This is a genomic window from Streptomyces tyrfis (assembly GCF_037034285.1).
Taxonomy (GTDB): domain Bacteria; phylum Actinomycetota; class Actinomycetes; order Streptomycetales; family Streptomycetaceae; genus Streptomyces.
The window spans coordinates 133,565-150,994 of sequence record NZ_JBAGJZ010000018.1 but is presented as its reverse complement, the minus strand read 5'-3'; the positions used below and the strand labels follow the sequence as shown (position 1 = coordinate 150,994).

At 71.7% G+C, this 17,430-nt stretch carries 17 protein-coding genes and 1 pseudogene; 11 read left to right on the top strand and 7 right to left on the bottom strand.

Annotation, left to right across the window (positions count from 1 at the left end):
• Positions 1 to 178 precede the first annotated feature (178 nt).
• Positions 179 to 757 (bottom strand): helix-turn-helix domain-containing protein, encoded by a 579-nt coding sequence (locus WA762_RS16410; RefSeq protein ID WP_335936459.1) that lies wholly within the window; start codon positions 755 to 757, stop codon positions 179 to 181.
• Positions 758 to 974: 217 nt separating this feature from the next.
• On the opposite strand from WA762_RS16410, the gene WA762_RS16405 reads away from it, so the two are divergent.
• The 4 genes from WA762_RS16405 (at position 975) to WA762_RS16390 (ending at position 5,467) form a co-directional block, all read left to right on the top strand.
• Entirely contained in the window at positions 975 to 2,135 is a 1,161-nt protein-coding gene (locus WA762_RS16405) for a pyridoxal phosphate-dependent aminotransferase (RefSeq protein ID WP_335936458.1), read from the top strand.
• A gap of 282 nt (positions 2,136 to 2,417) precedes the next feature.
• Positions 2,418 to 3,341 carry an SDR family oxidoreductase gene (locus tag WA762_RS16400; RefSeq protein ID WP_335936457.1) on the top strand — a complete coding sequence of 308 codons (924 nt, stop codon included), beginning with the start codon at positions 2,418 to 2,420 and terminating at the stop codon, positions 3,339 to 3,341.
• Between the two features lie 241 nt (positions 3,342 to 3,582).
• Positions 3,583 to 4,020, top strand: a complete 438-nt coding sequence (locus WA762_RS16395) for a VOC family protein (protein ID WP_335936456.1) — start codon at positions 3,583 to 3,585, stop codon at positions 4,018 to 4,020.
• Positions 4,021 to 4,660: 640 nt separating this feature from the next.
• Positions 4,661 to 5,467, top strand: a complete 807-nt coding sequence (locus tag WA762_RS16390) for a hypothetical protein (RefSeq protein WP_335936455.1) — start codon at positions 4,661 to 4,663, stop codon at positions 5,465 to 5,467.
• A 259-nt stretch (positions 5,468 to 5,726) separates the two neighbouring features.
• On the opposite strand, the gene WA762_RS16385 is transcribed toward WA762_RS16390, so the two are convergent.
• The 3 genes from WA762_RS16385 to WA762_RS16375 form a co-directional block, all read right to left on the bottom strand.
• Complete coding sequence (locus tag WA762_RS16385; protein ID WP_335936454.1) at positions 5,727 to 5,858, bottom strand: hypothetical protein; 132 nt, start codon at positions 5,856 to 5,858, stop codon at positions 5,727 to 5,729.
• Between the two features lie 108 nt (positions 5,859 to 5,966).
• Positions 5,967 to 6,158, bottom strand: a complete 192-nt coding sequence (locus tag WA762_RS16380) for a ferredoxin (protein WP_335936453.1) — start codon at positions 6,156 to 6,158, stop codon at positions 5,967 to 5,969.
• 26 nt (positions 6,159 to 6,184) lie between these two features.
• A complete protein-coding gene (locus tag WA762_RS16375) occupies positions 6,185 to 7,420 on the bottom strand; it encodes a cytochrome P450 (RefSeq protein WP_335936452.1) in 1,236 nt (411 codons plus the stop codon).
• On the opposite strand from WA762_RS16375, the gene WA762_RS16370 reads away from it, so the two are divergent.
• Entirely contained in the window at positions 7,419 to 7,541 is a 123-nt protein-coding gene (locus tag WA762_RS16370; RefSeq protein ID WP_335936451.1) for a hypothetical protein, read from the top strand. The two genes, WA762_RS16375 and WA762_RS16370, sit on opposite strands and share 2 nt — an antisense overlap.
• Here WA762_RS16370 and WA762_RS16365 read toward each other — a convergent pair.
• The 3 genes from WA762_RS16365 to WA762_RS16355 all read right to left on the bottom strand — a co-directional run bounded on the left by WA762_RS16365 (position 7,531) and on the right by WA762_RS16355 (position 11,148).
• Positions 7,531 to 8,763, bottom strand: a complete 1,233-nt coding sequence (locus tag WA762_RS16365; protein WP_335936450.1) for a cytochrome P450 — start codon at positions 8,761 to 8,763, stop codon at positions 7,531 to 7,533. The two genes, WA762_RS16370 and WA762_RS16365, sit on opposite strands and share 11 nt — an antisense overlap.
• A gap of 583 nt (positions 8,764 to 9,346) precedes the next feature.
• Positions 9,347 to 10,306, bottom strand: coding sequence for a prolyl aminopeptidase (pip, locus tag WA762_RS16360; RefSeq protein WP_335936449.1), 960 nt, complete (start codon positions 10,304 to 10,306; stop codon positions 9,347 to 9,349).
• Positions 10,307 to 10,530: 224 nt separating this feature from the next.
• Positions 10,531 to 11,148, bottom strand: coding sequence for a TetR/AcrR family transcriptional regulator (locus WA762_RS16355; RefSeq protein ID WP_335936448.1), 618 nt, complete (start codon positions 11,146 to 11,148; stop codon positions 10,531 to 10,533).
• A 68-nt stretch (positions 11,149 to 11,216) separates the two neighbouring features.
• On the opposite strand from WA762_RS16355, the gene WA762_RS16350 reads away from it, so the two are divergent.
• From WA762_RS16350 to WA762_RS16325, 6 genes and pseudogenes are all read left to right on the top strand, one after another.
• Positions 11,217 to 12,479: a beta-ketoacyl-[acyl-carrier-protein] synthase family protein gene (locus WA762_RS16350; RefSeq protein ID WP_335936447.1), complete on the top strand. Its 1,263-nt coding sequence runs from the start codon at positions 11,217 to 11,219 to the stop codon at positions 12,477 to 12,479.
• A 406-nt stretch (positions 12,480 to 12,885) separates the two neighbouring features.
• Positions 12,886 to 14,103, top strand: a complete 1,218-nt coding sequence (locus tag WA762_RS16345) for a peptidoglycan-binding protein (RefSeq protein ID WP_335936446.1) — start codon at positions 12,886 to 12,888, stop codon at positions 14,101 to 14,103.
• A gap of 165 nt (positions 14,104 to 14,268) precedes the next feature.
• Positions 14,269 to 14,449, top strand: a pseudogene (locus WA762_RS16340) (HAD family hydrolase); the annotation flags it as partial.
• 681 nt (positions 14,450 to 15,130) lie between these two features.
• Positions 15,131 to 16,519 carry a rhodanese-like domain-containing protein gene (locus tag WA762_RS16335; protein ID WP_335936445.1) on the top strand — a complete coding sequence of 463 codons (1,389 nt, stop codon included), beginning with the start codon at positions 15,131 to 15,133 and terminating at the stop codon, positions 16,517 to 16,519.
• 126 nt (positions 16,520 to 16,645) lie between these two features.
• A complete protein-coding gene (locus tag WA762_RS16330) occupies positions 16,646 to 17,230 on the top strand; it encodes a rhodanese-like domain-containing protein (protein WP_335936444.1) in 585 nt (194 codons plus the stop codon).
• A complete protein-coding gene (locus WA762_RS16325; RefSeq protein WP_335936443.1) occupies positions 17,227 to 17,421 on the top strand; it encodes a hypothetical protein in 195 nt (64 codons plus the stop codon). Before WA762_RS16330 ends, WA762_RS16325 begins: the two co-directional genes overlap by 4 nt.
• The last annotated feature ends 9 nt before the right edge of the window (positions 17,422 to 17,430 follow it).

Here is a 17,430-nt window from a genome sequence, read left to right as displayed (position 1 = left end):
GGGGAGTCTGACAAATACCTTCGGCGTCGCGGGGTCCGGCACGCACGCTCGCGGCGTTGCCGAACCGCCCACGTGGCTCCGCCACGCAGACGCTCCGACGCCTTGCGATCGTAAGAGTCGGTCGTGAACAGCCGGTCGTGAACAGTCGGCGTGAGCGTCCGGACATGGCCGGACGCGGTCACGGTCGGTGTTCGGCCGTGGCGCGCTTCCCGTCTGCGGGCGGGGCCGGGTAGCGCACGATCAGGACCGCCTCCACGTCTCCGGACGGGGCGGAGTACAGATGGGGCACGTCGGCGGCCCAGGCGGCGTGGTCCCCGGGGCCCACCAGAAGGGGAGACGCGGTCTCGCCGACGCGCGCGGTGCCGTGCAGGACGGTGAGGTGTTCCCTGGTGCCCGGGGCATGGGCGGCGGACGTCTGGACCGTCCCGGCGCGGATCCGTACCCGGAACACCTCCGATACCGCGTCCGTGTCCTCGAACCGCTCGACGAGCACGGCGTCCACGGCGCTGCCGGAGACTCCGGCCCGGCCCGTGACGGGGAGCGGGGCGGCGGCGGACGGCAGGACCGCGCTGAGCGGGGCGTCGAGCGCGGTGGTGAGGGCGTACAGGGTCTCCAGCGTCGGGTTGCGCCGCCCGTTCTCCAGCTCGGAGAGCGTCCCCTTGCCGACCCGGGACCTCCGCGCCAGCTCGGAGAGCGACAACCGCCGGTCGACGCGCAACTCCTTCAACCGGTTGCCCACCTGACCGGCCAGGTCCATGGCCCCTCCTCGTTCCACGCCGGGCTCGTCGCCCCGTCTCCTTTGACCTCGTTCTCCGTGGGACCTATTGTTCCACGAACAGAACGTTCCGTATACGGAACAGGAAGACGGGTCCCGCCGTCGGTGGCAGGGCGGGGAGGGATCCGCCGTGCCGGAACGCCGGCCCGTGTCGTCGGCCCGCGCCTTCCGCCCGACCGCTGTCCATGAGGTGATCACCATGAGCGTGTCCCGTCTGCGCCACATCCCGGGCATCGGAGTCGACGAGATCGGCGATGCCGCCGACGCCGCCCATGACCCCGATCTGCTGCGGCTGGAGAACCTCGACACGGACCTCCGGCCACCGAGGGTCGCCCTCGACGCCACGTATGCCGCGATCGACGACGACGCCGCGAACAGCTATCTGCCGTTCCAGGGCCATAGCGCGCTGCGGGACGCGGCGGCCGCGCACGTCGGCAGGATCGCCGGCCGCGTCTACGATCCGGCGACCGACTGCGTGAGCGTCGCGGGCGGCCTCAACGGGGTGCTCAACGTGCTGCTCGCCGTCGTGGAACCCGGGCAGGAGGTCGTCGTCTGCGACCCGGTCTACGCCGGGCTGATCAACCGGATCCGTCTCGTCGGCGGCGTCCCCCGGTATGTGTCCTGTACGCCCGGCCCGGCCGGATGGAGCACCGATCCCGACGAACTGGCCGCGGCCGTCGGACCGAACACCGCCGCCGTGCTCGTCATGTCCCCGGTCATGCCCACCGGCGCCCTGCTCGGCCACGGTCACTGGGAGGCGCTCGCCGCCGCGGTCGCCGCGCACGACTGCTGGGTCGTCTACGACGCGGCGATGGAACGCATCCGGTTCGACGGGCGCCCTCCCGAGCATCCGGCGAGCCATCCGGGGCTGACCGACCGCGTGATCACCGTGGGATCGGCGTCGAAGGAACTGCGCATGATCGGCTGGCGGGTCGGCTGGGTGGTGGGCCCGTCACGCATCATGGCGGACGTCGACCTGGTCGGACTGACGAACGTCGTCTGCCAGGTCGGCATCGCCCAGCAAGCCGTCGCCGCGGCCCTGAACTCCCCTGACGCGGACGCCGATGTCGCCGCCGCCACCGGGATTTGGCAGCGGCGCCGCGATGTCGTCCTCCGGGAGCTGGCCGACTACCCCTGCGTTCGTCCGGACGGTGGCTGGTCGCTCCTCGTCGACACCACGGCCCTGGGCCTGACCCCGGCGGAGGCGTCCGACCGGCTCTTCCGGCGCGGAAAGTTGGCGGCGACCCCGATGACGGGATGGGGCCCGCGCGGCGCGGACCATCTGCGGCTGGTCATCGCCAACGAACCCGTCGAACGTCTCACCGGCCTGCGCGACCGCTTCCACGCCGCCTTCGGCTGAGCCGGGTGGTCAGCGGGTGACGGCCGGGCGGTCGCTGGGCGGTCGGGGGGTCGGGCGGTCACCGGGTGACGACCAGGCGGTTCACCGGGTGGCGGCCGGACGGTGGTCGGCCGGGGCGGTTCCCGGGCGACGGCCGCGTTCCGCGACCGGTAGGGGGCCGTAGGGGCTGAAGGCCCGGGAGCGCGTTCATAGGCTTCCCAGCGCTCCTGACCTTCCCTTCCCGCACAGCACACGCGCGCGCCGGACATTCCCCCGACACCCAGGAAAGCGGTCGGTACCGTCATGACATCGGTCCTCATCACTGGTTGCAGCAGCGGCATCGGCCTGGAGACCGCGCTGGCGTTCGCCCGCAGAGGAGACCGCGTCCACGCCTGCGTACGCGATCCGGCCACCGCCGACGAGCTGTTCCGCCGCGCCCGGGCCGAGGACCTCGCGCTCGACGTGCCCACGCTGGACGTCACCGACGACGCCTCCGTGACCGCCGCCGTCACCGACGTACTGGAACGGCACGGCGCCATCGACGTCCTGGTCAACAACGCGGGCATCGACCGCACCGGGCCCGTCGAGACCATGCCGTCCGACGAGGCGCGCGCGGTGCTGGAGACCAACCTCTGGGGCCCGTTGCGTACCGTGCGCGCGGTGCTGCCCGCCATGCGCGCCCGCCGCAGCGGCGTCGTCGTCAACGTCTCCTCTCTCGCCGGCCGGACGTTCGCCGTGCCGCACGGCGGGTTCTACGCGGCCAGCAAGGCCGCCCTCGGCGCCCTCAGCGAGGCGCTGTCGGCGGAGGTCCGGCCCTTCGGGATTCGCGTGGTGTGCCTCGAACCCGGCGGCTTCGCCTCCCGCATCCACCGCGACACCGCCGACAGGGCCGCCCCGCCGGAGCCGTCCGACGCGGGCCCGTACACCGCGGACCAGGCATGGATCGCGCGGTTCCTCACCCGCGTCCAGGAGGGCGCCGGGGACTGCGCCGAGGTGGCCGAGGCGATCCTCGCGGCCGTCGACGACCGGGACACAGCCCTGCACACCCCGGTCGGCAAGGAGGCGGAGACCGCGCTGCGGTACCTGGCGAACACCTCGTACGAGGAGTGGCTGCCGCTCTTCCTCCAGCAGGCCGAGTCCCTGGCCGGGCCCCGCCCCGCCTCGCCCGGCCACCGCGTACCGGGTGCTGATCAGCCGGGCCGTGAGGACCCGCCGGCACAGGCGTGACGGTGACTCGACCCGCGTCCGCGAAGAGCCGGGGAACGGTGTTGTCCCCGGCCGCGGTGGTCACTAAGGTCGATCAGGTGACTGCCGGGTCGGCCATGGGCCACGCACGAGCGAGGTTCCCGGCCTCGGCGTGAGCACGAGGCGGGCGCGAGGCCCGCCCCTCTCTCCGCGTCTCAGCTCCCGGGCCGCCCGCATCCGGCGCCCCGTTCCAGCGGATCCCAAGACCGGAGACACCTCACTGATGGCCTATGACCAGCAGCACCCGCATGAGTTCGAACCGCCGGTGGGCGGCGTCCAGTTGAATCACACAGCCGTCTACGCGAGCGACCGTCACCTGTCCGCCGAGTTCCTCGCCGCGATCCTGGGCCTGGAGGTCGGCGCCCCGTTCGGGCCGTTTCTGCCCGTCGACCTCGGCAACGGCGTGACGCTCGACTACTACGAGAAGCGGGACGAGCCGATCCAGTCCCAGCACTACGCGTTCCTCGTCCCCGACGAGCGGTTCGACGCCGTCATCTCCCGTCTGGAGGTGGTCGGGGTCACCTACTACGCCGACCCCGGTCATACCGAACCCGGCCGGATCAACCGGCTGTTCGGTGGTCGCGGCGCCTACTTCGGTGATCCGGACGGTCACAACATGGAGGTCATGACCCGGCCCTACGCGCGCCCCTGGAACTCCTGACGGAATGACACTTCGGGGTCGGCTCCTCGTCGTGGGGTGCCGTCGGGCAGCAAGGGGCGATGGGCTTCGATCAGCCGTTGCCTCGTGAGCTGAAAGTCGTCGATTCGGCCTCGCTGTTCAGGCTGCCTCGCTGTTCAGGCTGGAGGAGCGGGCGTGCGACCCCGGCCCGAGCCGGCGGTCGGACCCGGCTCGGGTGCGAGCGAATGCGGCGCCCGATGGCACCCACTACGTGTGGCCGGCCTTGTGGCACAGCCTGTTCCACCGCCCGGACGTTCCGCGTCAGCTGCGGTGCGAGCGAGCTGTTGAGCACTCTGCGTGCAGGAGACCGCGCCAGGAGTCTGCTGGACGTGCCCCCGGACGACTTCGCCCCGCTGTCGAAGGTGACCTCACGCGAAGAGGGCATGCAGGTCAGCCGGCTCTTTGACCGTGCTCTTTCGGTCCGGAACCCTGTTTTCCGTCGGCTCAACCGCCAAGCGCCTGAACCGCACTCTGAAAGGCTCGGATAAAGTACGAGGGTCCGTGTCCGAGGCCCATGGGGCGAGCACCTTTGCCATCGTGGCGCGGGGCGGCGGTTCCACCCGTGAGAGCCCAAGATGCCCAGCGGCCGCTGGGCATCCGTGACCAGTGGAGTTCGAGCAACATGAGACCCAGACGCCTGCGCCGGTATGCGTGCATAGGAACTCTCCTCGCCGTCGGCGCCTTGGCCGGATGCTCCTCGTCGGACGGTTCGGCCGAGCCGACGAGGACGGAATCGTCGTCCGTCCGGCCCACGGACAAGGGCGGCAGCCCGAAGGCATCGGCCCCGGAATTCACCACCCCGACCGAGTGCGGCGGCCTCCGGCTCGGGGGCGGGGCGACCTTCGCCGGTTCGGCCCTGTCGAAGTGCCTGGTGGCCGCGTTGAAGGCGTATGGATCGGGTACGGAGTCCGTGCAGTCGGGGGATGAGTCGGGCACCTCGCAGTTCGTCTTCGGGGACGAGCCCGCCCTGTCCGGCTCGATGACCGGGCCGGAGGGGGAGAACGCGTACGTCTTCAAGGGCGACGACGAGTGGATCAAGACCCCGGGCCTCGGCAAGTGGGTCAAGGGGGACGAGAACAGCGCCGACCCGCAGGAGAAGATGGTGGCCGCCACGGGGAAGCTCTATCGCGCGCTCGCCGATCCCGCGATGACGGCCCAGATGATCGCGTCGGCGCCGGAGTGGACCGTGGAGCAGGAACGGCCCGTGATCTCCCTGGGCAACGGGGAGGACGTCAAGGCGTGGCGGATCGTGAACAAGAAGCCGTACACGTTCCTGGGCGCGAACGTGCGGGAGCACATCGTTTGGTTCGGGGACGACTTCACGCCTTACGGCGGGCAGGCCGAATCCAGGGCGGGCGGCGTGATGACCACGACCACGCAGCACTTCTACGACCTGGGCGAACCGGTCACGATCGAGCCGCCCGCGTAGGCGTACCGGTCCGGGCTCCGGCCCCGATCCGCGCTCGTCATCGACTTCCCACGGCTTCCGCCGAGCCGCCCCGCAGCCCCAGATCAACGGCCCGGAGTCATCCAACTCCTCGGGGGTGTCTGACAAATACCTGCGGCGTCGCGGGGTCCGGCAGGCACGCTCGCGGCGTTGCCGAACCGCCCACGTGGCTCCGCCACGCAGACGCTCCGGCGCCTTGCGATCGCACGCACCGGACCCCGCTCCTTCTCTTCTCCCGCACTCATTTATCAGACACCCCCCAGGACGCGTAGAACGGCTCGTCGCCCAGCCGGTCCAGCACCCGGGCCCACCCGGCGGGAAAACGCTGCGCGTCGACCGCCGTGAAGCCATGGGCAAGGCGCCGATCGCTCATGCGGGCACCGTAACCCCCGCTCGCGGCTTCCCGCTCCGGAGCCCCGGTTCGCGGGCGGCGTTCCGGGCGGCGGCCGGCCTCGGAACGCCGCCCAGAACGCCGGGCGGGTCAGTCGTGGACCTGGATCGAGCGGGACGGGCACAGGTCCGCCGCGCGGCGGACGCTGTCGTGCAGGGGCGCGGCCGGCTCGTCCTGGAGGACCAGGACGAGGCCGTCGTCGTCCTGGTCGAAGACCTCGGGGCTGAACATCGCGCACTGGCCGGAGCCCACGCACCGGTCGTAGTCCGTGGTCACACGCATGGCAGGGATTCCGATCGGATCGGCCGTCACCAGGTGACGGGCAGTTCGTAGACGCCGTAGACCATGGCGTCGTCCTTGAAACGCAGCTCCTCCGGAGCCACGGCCAGCCGGAGGCCGGGGATGCGGCGCAGCAGGGTGCCGTACACGATCTCCAGTTCCGCCCGGGCCAGGTTCGCCCCCATGCACTGGTGGATTCCGTACCCGAAGGCGAGGTGGCTGCGGGCCTCCTGGCGGTGGAGGTCGAGGGCGCCGGGGTCGGGGAAGACGGCCTCGTCGTGGTTGGCGGCGTTGTTCAGGGCGAGGATGCCCTCACCGGCGCGGATGGTGACCCCGCCGACCTCGATGTCCTCGACCGCGACCCGGGCGGTGCCGGAGTCGGAGATGGAGAACACCCGCAGCAGCTCCTCGACCGCGTTGGGCAGCAGTGCGGGGTCCGACCGCAGCTGGGCCAGACGGTCCGGGTGCTCCAGCAGGGCCAGGACGCCCAGGGCGATCATGTTGGCCGTCGTCTCGTGGCCGCCGACCAGCATCATGCGGGCCATGGTCACCACATCGGCGTGGTCGGCGACCTGCTCGGCGCGGTTCTTCTCCAGGAACCGGCTGATCAGGTCGTCTCCCGGCTCGGTCTCCTTGAGGGTAACGAGCTTGTCGAGGTACGCGTCCAGGGCCTGCACCGAGGCCCCGTACTCCTCCGGGCTGAGGTCGTGGTTCATCATCGCCGCCGACCACGCCTCGAACTGGGCGTGGTCCTCGTACGGGACGCCCAGCAGCTCGCAGATGGTCAGCGACGGCACCGGCAGGGCGAGGCCCGTGACCAGGTCCACCGGACCGTCGGAGGCCAGCATGGCGTCGATCCGCTCATCGACGATCTCCTGGATGCGCGGCCGCATCTCCTTCACCCGGCGGGCAGTGAACTCCGGTATGAGCATGCGCCGTTGCGCGGTGTGGTCCGGCGGGTCCATGGACAGCAGCATCAGCCGGACGTGCGCCAGCATCTCCTCGGAGATGTGGAACTGGTGCGGGTAGCCGGGCCGCTTCAGGTTGGAACTCACCCGCGGGTCGCCGAGCACCTGCCGGACGTGCTCGTGGCGGGTGACCAGCCAGGTCGGCTTGCCGTTCACCTTGAGCTCGGCGCGCGACACGGGCTCGTCCGCGCGCAGCCCGGCGTACTCGGGCGGTTCGCTGAACGGGCAGGTGCGCCGCATCGGGAACCGGCGATACGGCGACGCGGTCGCGGGCGCCGGGTCGGCGGACTGGGTCATGGCTGCCTCTCGGACGGGCGGGCTGACGGACGGTTCGGCGGTTCGGCGGTTCGGTGGGGGCACCGCGACGGCGGTGCTGGACGAGGGTGCGCTGGTGCGGGCCGTCGGCGTCACCAGGTGACGGGCAGCTCGTACAGGCCGTAGACCATGGCGTCGTCCTTGAACCGCAGCTCCTCGGCCGACGCGGCCAGCCGCAGCGTCGGTATCCGTCGCAGCAGCGTGGAGTAGACGACGTCGAGTTCCATCCGGGCCAGGTTCTGGCCGACGCACTGGTGGACGCCGTAGCCGAAAGCCACCTGGCTGCGGGCCTCGCGGCGGACGTCCAGCCGGTCCGGGTCGGGGAAGACCCGCTCGTCGTGGTTGGCGGCGTTGTTCAGCGGCAGGATGCCGTCCCCGGCGCGGATGGTGACGCCGCCCAGCTCGATGTCCTCCATGGCCACGCGCGCGGTGCCGGCGTCCGAGATGGAGAAGAAGCGCAGCAGCTCCTCCACGGCGCGCGGCATCAGCTCCGGCTCCTCGCGCACGGCGGCCAGCTGCTCCGGATGCTCCAGCAGGGCCAGGACGCCCAGCGCGATCATGTTGGCGGTGGTCTCGTGCCCGGTGACCAGCATCAGTTTGGACATGCTGACGATGTCGGAGTGCTCCACCGCCGGGGTCTCGCGGTTGAACGCGATCAGCCGGCTGATCATGTCGTCGCCGGGCTCGCTCTCCTTCGCGGTGACCAGCCCGTCGACGTAGCGGTCCAGCTCGTAGTGGGCGATGCCCCGGTCCTCGTCGCTGACCTCGTGGTTCATGATGGCCCAGGCCCACTTCTCGAACCGGGCGTGATCCTCGTACGGGACGCCGAGCAGCTCGCAGATCACCAGGGACGGCACCGGCAGGGCGAGCGCGGTGACCAGGTCCACCGGCCCGCCGGTGCCCTTGGCGAGCATCTCGTCGATCTGCTGGTCCACGATCTGCTGCACCCGGGCGCGCAGCTCGCGCATCCGGCGCACACTGAACTCCGGTGCCAGCATGCGGCGTTGGACCGTGTGATCCGGCGGGTCCATGGAGAGGAAGGTGAGCGGCACCGACTGGAGCGTCTCCTCCGGCACCGGCACCTGGAGTGGATAGCCCGGCAGTTTCAGATTCGCGCTCACCCGCGAGTCGCCGAGCAGGCTCTTGTACAGGTCGTGCCGGGTGACCAGCCAGGTCCGCTTGCCGTTGACCTTCAGCCGCGCCCGGGAGACCGGCTCGGTCTCGCGCAGCTCGGCGTAGGCGGGGGGCGGGCTGAAGGGGCAGCCCCGCCGCATCGGAAACTCCGGGATGGCGTCCTCGTCGGCCGCTTCGGCAGGTGCAGTCATGATGTCCTCTTCACACGGGAGGGAACGGGACACGCCGACGACACCGAGGGAAGGGCTCCGGGCTCGGCGCCGGCGCGGCGCGATCGGCCGTCCCCCGCACGCCGACGTTCCGACGACGCGGCGAGGCGCCGCGGCCGTCGTCGGGCGCCCGCCAGGGATTACGCGACAGACCTTAGGCAGCGGGGCCGAGGGCGGCCCACCCCTAGCCGCCCCTAGGCTCGTCGTTTATGCAGTTCGCCGGGTTTCGGGCCCGCGTTGCGGTGGGCGGGGGAGGCTGAACGCCTCCCCGGTGGCGAGGACTGTGTTTACGTCGTAACGGGCGGCCGGGCGGCGGTTCTCCGAGCCCGGTGGCCGGCCTGGACCGGACCGGGACGGTTTCGGTGCTCCGGCCGGAGAACCGGTCTTCGCGGGCATCCCGGTCCTTCGGCCGGTGCTCGGTCTTCAGCCGGATCAACGTTCCCTCGAGCCGGCGCCGTCCGCAGCCGGCCGACGTCGATCCGGCCGAGCCACCGAGTTCGAAACACCGTTCGGGACATGGTTCGAGGAGAGAACAAGCTGAGCGCCGGCGGGATCGTTGGCAGGCTCAATGGCGGGCGAACCGCTCGAACGCGCCGTACAGGGCCGCGCTCATGGCGGCGCTGCCCTTGTGTCCCGAGTCCTCGATGGTCACCAGCTCCGCACCGGGCCAGGCTCGGGCGAGTTCCCAAGCCGTGTCAAGCGGTGCGCTCATGTCGAGGCGGCCGTGGATCAGGATCCCGGGGATGCCTGTGAGGCGTCCCGCTTCGCGAATCAACTGCCCCTCCTGCAGCCACCCTCCATGGGCGAAGTAGTGCGAGCAGATCCGCACGAACGCCAGCATGGCCCGAGACGGCATGTCGCCGAACGGGTTGGGCTTGCCCTGTGGTTCTCCGGAAAGGACTGCGTCCTCCCAAGCGCACCAGTCGGCAGCGGCCTTGGCCCGCACGTCCGAGTCGGGGCTCTCCATGAGACGCGCGTATGCCCCGACGAGGTCGCCGTCACGGTCGGCCTCGGGGACCCCGTCACGGAAACGCATCCATGCTTCGGGGAAGAACCGGCCCACGCCCCGGTAGAGCCAGTCGATCTCGTGGCGACGGGTGCTGGTGACGGAGACGAGCACGATCTCCGACACCCGCTCCGGATACCGTTCGGCGTACGCGAGGCTGAGCGTGGAGCCCCACGAGCCGCCGAAGAGCAGCCACCGGTCGACACCGAGGTGCTCGCGCAGCTGGTCCATGTCGGCGATCAGGTTCTCGGTGGTGTTGAGCTTCATATCGGTGTCGGGGTCGCTCGCATGGGGTGTGCTTCGGCCGCATCCTCGCTGGTCGAAGAGGATGATCCGGTAGCGTTCCGGGTCGAACGACTTGCGCGGCCCCGTCGAGCAGCCCGCACCGGGGCCGCCGTGGACGACGAGAGCGGGCTTGCCGTCAGGATTGCCGCAGACCTCCCAGTACACGAGGTTTCCGTCACCGGTGTCGAGCATTCCATGGTCGTAGGGTTCGATCGGCGGGTAAGGGGCGGCCATGTCCGGCTCTCCTCCATCGAGTTCGTCGAAGGCGTGAGTCGAACACAGTACGTGCGGACCAGGTCTGTTCTTCAACCTTCGGCCGACGGACGGAAGGCACGAGGACGATCTTCCGCCGTGCTGTCGATGGGGTCTCCCCTGTTCGAGCGGGGTCGAGAACTCGGGGAAGCACCGGACGCCGCACGGCCCGGCCTCCGGCCGAACGACGGCGGTTTGAAGACGTCCTAGCCGTGCTCGGGTTCGTCGTGGATGGTCAGCGCTCCGGCGAGGTCGAGGTCGGCGACGGTGCCGTGCGCCCCGGCGCGGACGAGCAGTACTGCGCCGAGCGCGGTGCTCCAGAACGTTCTGGCCTCCACGTCGAGCGGTCGACGGGCCCTCCAGCCGCGACCGTCGATGAGCCGGCTCACGAAGCGCTCGGACTGCAGGAACAGCAACTGGAGGTGCTGGTCGACCACGGGGGCGAGTTCGGGCTTGGAGATCCCGGCGGCGAGTGCTCGCGCGACCGAGGGGAGCGAGGGCATGGCCAGTACGGCGCGGGCGATGTTGCGCCGAAATGTCGCGGCGTCGGGGGCTTGGCGACCGATGCGCTCAATCCGCCGGGCGTCGTGCAGCAGGCCGAGAAAGGCGGCGTGCACGAGCAGCGAGTCCTTGGAGCCGAAGTAGTAGGTGACCTGGTTGGGGAAGACGCCTGCCGCGTTCGCGATCTCCGCGACGCTCACCTCGGCGCCGGGCCGCTCCTTGCAGAGCCGTGCAGTTGCCTCGATCAGCCGGCGCCTCGTCGCGCGACCGCGGTCACGCGACCGAGCCGACGTCGATCGGGCTTCGGTCCGTTTCTTCTCCACACCCCGAATTGTATGTGATACAACAAGGTCTTGTTTACTTGTATCGCATACAAGAAAGGTTGAAGGGCATGCACCGGACTGAAGTCGTCGTGACCGGACTCGGCGCGACCACACCGCTCGGCGGAGACGTGGAGTCCACCTGGAAAGCCCTGCTCGCCGGCGAGTCGGGCATCCGCGGCGGCGCCCTGCGCGGCCACGAGGATGCCGGCCTTCCCGACACCGTCGGGGGGACGATGGCGATCGACCCCGCCGAGTCGCTGCCGCCGGTGCGGGCCAGGCGGCTCGACCGCTCGCAGCAGGCGGCCCTCGCCGCGGCGGCCGAAGCCTGGGCCGACGCCGGTGCCCCGCGAGTGGATCCGGACCGGCTTGCATCAGCGGTCGGCACGGGCATCGGGGGCGTACGGACGCTGCTGAAGGAGGACGACGTACTGGAGGCGGCCGGGATGCGGCGCGTCTCGCCACGCACGGTACCGATGCTCATGCCCAATGCGGCGGCGGCGCTGATCAGCATCGAATACGGCGCACGGGCCGGGGTCTACACGCCTGTCTCGGCGTGCTCCTCCGGTGCCGAGGCGATCGCCCTGGGGGCCAGGCTCATCCGTGCCGGCGAGGCGGACGTGGTCATCGCGGGCGGGACCGAGGCCGCGATCACCCCGATCACCGTCGCGGGCTTCGTCCAGGCACAAGCACTGTCGCGGCACACCGCCGAACCCGCTTCGGCGTCCCGGCCGTTCGCCGCGGACCGCAGCGGATTCGTCCTCAGCGAAGGCGCCGCTGTCGTGGTGCTCGAAAGCGCCGAGCACGCAGGCCGCCGACGCGCACGCGTCCACGCGGTGCTCGCGGGAGCCGGCATCGCCGCCGACGCCCACCACATCACGGCACCCGCTCCCGACGGCTCCGGTCAGGTCTCCGCCATGCGGAAGGCCCTTGCGCAAGCCGGTCTGGCTCCCGAGCAGATCGGCCACATCAACGCCCACGCCACCGGGACGCCGGTCGGCGACGTCGCCGAGGCACGCGCGATCCGGGAGATCTTCGGCCGTGCCACCGTGACAGCCCCCAAGGCGGCACTCGGTCATCTCTTCGGCGCGGCTGGCGCGATCGAAGCGCTCATCGCCGTCCTCAGCGTGGAACACGGCGTCATCCCGCCGACCCGCAACCTCACCGCGGCCGGTGTGGGGCCCGACATCGATCTCGATGTCGTCGCAGAGCGACGAGACGTCCCCCAGGAGGCCGTGCTCAGCAACTCCTTCGGTTTCGGCGGACAGAACGTCTCGCTCATCGTCACCGGCGCACGGCACCACGCGTCCCGTACGGCCCCGACGGCACCGTGACCCACGCGAACGAAGGCAGGCCGGATCCCCGACGGCGGCGGCCGGCGCGGCCGGGCGTGAGTCGGCCGGCTTCAGCACGCGGGGGAGCGGATGTGGAGGTGCCCGACTGCGTGTGGCGTGGGTCACTGTGATCGTCCGGGGTGATCCCGCGCGCAACCTTCGGTCACGCCTCGCTCTCCGGAAGCCCGGCGGCCGGCTGTCGGAGGCGTACACGGGCGTACGGACTGCTCCATGACCGGGCTGGGAGTGATGGTGCCCTGGCCTGCAGCGTTCGCCGGGGCGTTCATACGGGCACGCAAGTCGCCGGCGGGCGGGACATGCGCCGGGCGACCGCTCCTCGGACGACATTGGGCGTTTCGGGACCGGGCTGCATAATCGCAGGCAGTTCAATGGGGAGGGGTCCACCATGACCGGACATATATGCCCGGAGTGCGGTATGCGCATGTTCTCGCCGACGGCCGTGAACGGCGCCTCGGACGCCGACCGCGTCTGCGCGTGCGGGGGACGCGCGGCGCGACGGCACGACGAGCGGCGGGAGGCCGCCGAGCACCGACGGACCGAGCGATGGGCGGCCGGCAGGGCGGAGATCGCGGCGGCGGAGGATTTCGATCCACTGCGCGTCCGGCCGTACGTCAAGCTGGGGGGCGATGTGCCGCCGGAGGCCGGCGGCGCGCCGGTGCCGCACTCCGGCCGGTCGCCCCACCGCCCCGCCGGGGACGCGGACTCGACGATGCCGCTCTTCTTCGACCCGACGCGGGACGACGGCCCGGCGGCGGCCGGTGGCCCGTCCCCGTTCGCGGCTCAGGCCGGGCCCGGGGAACCGGCGCGCCCCGGCGGCGGCCTGGAGTACGTCGGAGGCCCGTCGCCGGAGACCGCCGCTCCGGTCGACGCCACGGTCTCGCTGCCCCCGGTGCCCGCCGTTCCGGCCGGGACACCCTCCGCCCGGCACGCGCCGACGCCCGTCCTCACCGACACCACGGTCCTCGGGAGCGCCGACGGATCCGCACGGCCCCGTCGCCGCCCGCTCGCGGCACTCACCGTCGGGGCGGCGGCGGTCGCGGTGGTGGGTACGGCCTTGTTCGCGGGCGGCCTCTTCGACCCGAAGGGCGACGGGGCCGCCGACCGCGAGCTGGCCCTGCCCGATCTGCCTCCCAGCACCCTTGAGGCGAGCACGGAAGCGGAGGAGTCCGCCCCGGCCACCGCGCCGCCCACGCCCTCCGGGCGGGCCTCCGCCCCACCGTCCGCGTCCGCCACGGCGCCCTCCTCGGCCGGCACCTCGCCGTCCCCTTCGGCGTCCGCCACCGCCGCCCGGCCGAACGCCGCCGAACCGTCGGCCACCGCTCCACGGGCAAGCCTCCCGCCCTCGGCCGAACCCCCCGCATCGCTGGCCGGCCCCGCCCTGCGTGCCGGCGACCGGGGACCGGCGGTGGCCGAGTTGCAGCGCCGGCTGGAGGAGATCTGGCTGTTCCACGGGCGGGACGACGGCTCCTACACGGATCAGGTCGAACACGCCGTGCGCGTCTACCAGTCGTACAAATTCATCCAAGGCGATCCGCCGGGGGTCTACGGGCCGCACACGCGCCGCGCCCTGGAAGCGGAGACCTCGGGCAGGGGCCGCGCCTGATCCGTCCGCACCCCTCTCTCACCCTCTCTCGACGCTCCCACTGCTCACCTCGGCTCCCGCTCCTTGCCCGGGGCGACGATCGGGGTTCCCACTGGTCTTTGATTCGTGATGGAACAAAGCGGGCTCAGCCCGCCGCCCCCTGACCGGCGGGCGAGGCCGGAGGCGGTCCGGGGGCGGCAGGGCTACGCCACCATGGCGGTGCTGCTCCCGGACCGCCCGATGGAGCGGAACCACGCGGACAACCGGGCGATGCTCGCCGAGGAGACCGCGGACACCGACGGCGTCGTCCCGGTCGCCGGGGCGCCCGCCTTCATGGACGCGATCGCCGCGCTTCCGCACGCCCCTCCTGCCGCACCAGCGCCCGCGCCCGTCACCCGCGTCCGTGCCGTCCGTGCCCGTCACCTGCACCAGCGCCCGCGCCCGTCACCCGCGTCCGTGCCGTCCGTGCCCGTCACCTGCACCAGCGCCCGCGCCCGTCACCCGCGTCCGTGCCGTCCGTGCCCGTCACCTGCACCCGCGCCAGCGCCCGTCACCCGCGCCAGCGCCCGTTACCCGCACCCGCATCCGCGCCCGCACCCCGCTTACCGGCTCCCGTCTGCGCGGCGGTCGCCCCCGGCCCGCGCCGCCCCGTGCCGGATGCCGCCGGCCAAGGCGCCGGCCAAGGCGCTGAGCGGCAACGGCGGACCGCGTGTCCCACCTGAACGGCCGGTGTCCGTCGAGCCCGTTGCCGTCTCGGACCCTGGATGCCCCCAGATACCCCCGGGGGTATTTGACAACGCGGGCGGCGGTCTTCTACGGTCGAAGGCAAATACCCAGGGGGGTATTTCCCGTCGGCTCCGGGTGAACGAGGCGATCACCGTGAGCTCCGGCCTCGGCCGGGTTCGAGGTCCTCGCTGTCGCGCGAAAGCCGGAGCGCGGATCGCCCCGCAGTCGGCTCGGCCGCGTCGCCCGCGCTTCCGGGTGGGCCGCTTTGCAACTCCATAAATACCCCCACGGGTATTCCGTCCGCCTTGATTCGGAGGTTTCCGTGTTCTTCTCGCAGTACTACCTCGAGTGCCTCTCCCAGGCGTCGTACCTGATCGCCGACGAGGCCACCGGCCAGGCCGTGGTCGTGGACCCGCGCCGGGACGTGTCGGAGTACCTGACCGATGCCGAGGCGCGCGGGTTCACCGTGGTGGGCGTCATCAACACCCACTTCCACGCGGACTTCGTCGCCGGTCACCTGGAGTTGGCCGCCCGTACGGGTGCGTGGATCGGCTACGGCCGCCGGGCGGAGACCGAGTACGCGATCCGCGAGCTGGCCGAGGGCGACACGATCAGCCTCGGCGACGTCACGCTGAAGATCATGGAGACCCCCGGGCACACCCCGGAGTCGATCAGTGTGCTGGTGTACGAGCACGGCGAGGACGCCGTCCCGTACGGAGTGCTGACGGGTGACGCCCTGTTCATTGGCGACGTGGGCCGCCCGGACCTGCTCGCCTCGGTCGGTGTCACGGCCGACGAGCTCGGCGCGATGCTGCACGACAGTGTGCAGAACAAGCTGATGGGCCTGCCGGACGAGGTGCGGGTCTTCCCCGCCCACGGCGCCGGTTCCTCCTGCGGCAAGAACCTGTCCACCGAGCGGCAGTCGACGATCGGTGAGCAGCGCGCCACCAACTATGCGTGCGCGCCGATGAGCCGTGACGACTTCGTCACGATCGTGACGGCGGGCCAGCCGGCGGCCCCGGAGTACTTCGCCTACGACGCGGACCTCAACCGCAGGGAACGGGAGCTGTTCGACCCGGCGACCGCCCCGCAGGCCCTGGGCGCGGCGGACTTCCTGGCACGGCGTGAGACGGGCGCGGTGGTGGTCGACGCCCGTGACCCGCAGGAGTTCGCGGCCGGTCACCTGCGCGGTGCGGTCAACGTCCCGGCCGACGGCCGGTTCGCCGAGCAGGCCGGCACCGTCCTGCCGCTCGGCGCCGAGCTGCTGGTCGTCGCTCCCGAGGACCGCGAGGAGGAGATCGTCACCCGCCTCGCCCGGATCGGCTTCGACCGGGTCGCCGGATACCTGGCCGCTCCGGAGGAGGCGCTGGAGGCGATGGCCGGCCAGGTCGCCCCGGCCGGCCGTCTGACCGCCGCCCGGCTCCGCGCGGAGCTGGCGGGGGAGAATCCGCCGGTCGTGGTCGACGTCCGCGACTGCGGCGAGCGCGGCGACGCCGGCTTCATCGAGGGCGCCCTGCATATCGCGCTCGGCGAGCTCCCGAGCCGTCTCGACGAGATCCCGCGCGACAAGCCGCTGGTCCTGCACTGCGCGAGCGGCCACCGCTCCTCCATCGCCGCCAGCCTGCTGCGCCACCAGGGCTTCGAGGACGTCTCCGACGTGCTCGGCGGCTATGCCGCCTGGGCCGTGCTGAACGCCCCCGCCGCCGTCTGACCCGACGGCCTCTCCCGGCCGCCGACGCACCCGCACGGAACCCTTCAACGCCCCGGCTGCCCCCGTACGGGTGAGCCGGATCCCTCCGCCTCTCTCTTCCCGTTTCGTCTCCACGGAGTAGTTCTCATGACGACCGACGCCTCCCGCGCCGCCGCCTTCACGCCCGCCGCCCTCCAGCACCTGATCAAGACCGGCGACAGCCCCCGCCTGCTGGACGTGCGCACGCCCGGCGAGTTCCAGACCAGTCACATCCCCGGCTCCTGCAACGTGCCCCTGGACACCCTGCGCGAGCACCGTGCGGAGCTGCGCCGGCACCTCGATCAGGACGTGGTGCTGGTCTGTCGCTCCGGCGCGCGCGCCTCGCAGGCCGAGCAGGCGCTCGCCGAGGCGGGTCTGCCCGACCTGCGCGTCCTGGACGGCGGCATGATGGCCTGGGAGGCCTCCGGCGCCCCGGTCAACCGCGGCCCGCAGCGCTGGTCACTGGAGCGCCAGGTCCGTCTCGTCGCCGGCTCGGTCGTGCTGGTCACCGGCGTCGTGGGCTTCTTCGTGCACGGCGTGCACCTGGTGGGCACCGCGATCGGCGCCGGGCTGACCTTCGCCGCGCTCAGCAACACCTGCGCGATGGGCATGATGCTCTCCAAGCTGCCCTACAACCGCGGCCCGCGCACCGACATCCGCACCGTCATCGCCTCCCTGCGGGACCGGTCGTGACCGAGCGCGTCATGAAGCGCGTCGCCGTCGAAGAGGCCCACCGGCGCCCTCGTCGCACGGTCGACTCCCTCAAGGTCGTCGGCTCCTGCAAGGTCCGTCAGGAGTACACCGGCCCGGGTGGCCCGGATCCGGGCCTCCGCGCGGGCTCGCAGGCGGTGACGAAGCCGGGCGACGTTCGCCCCCTTGTGTGAAAATCCGGC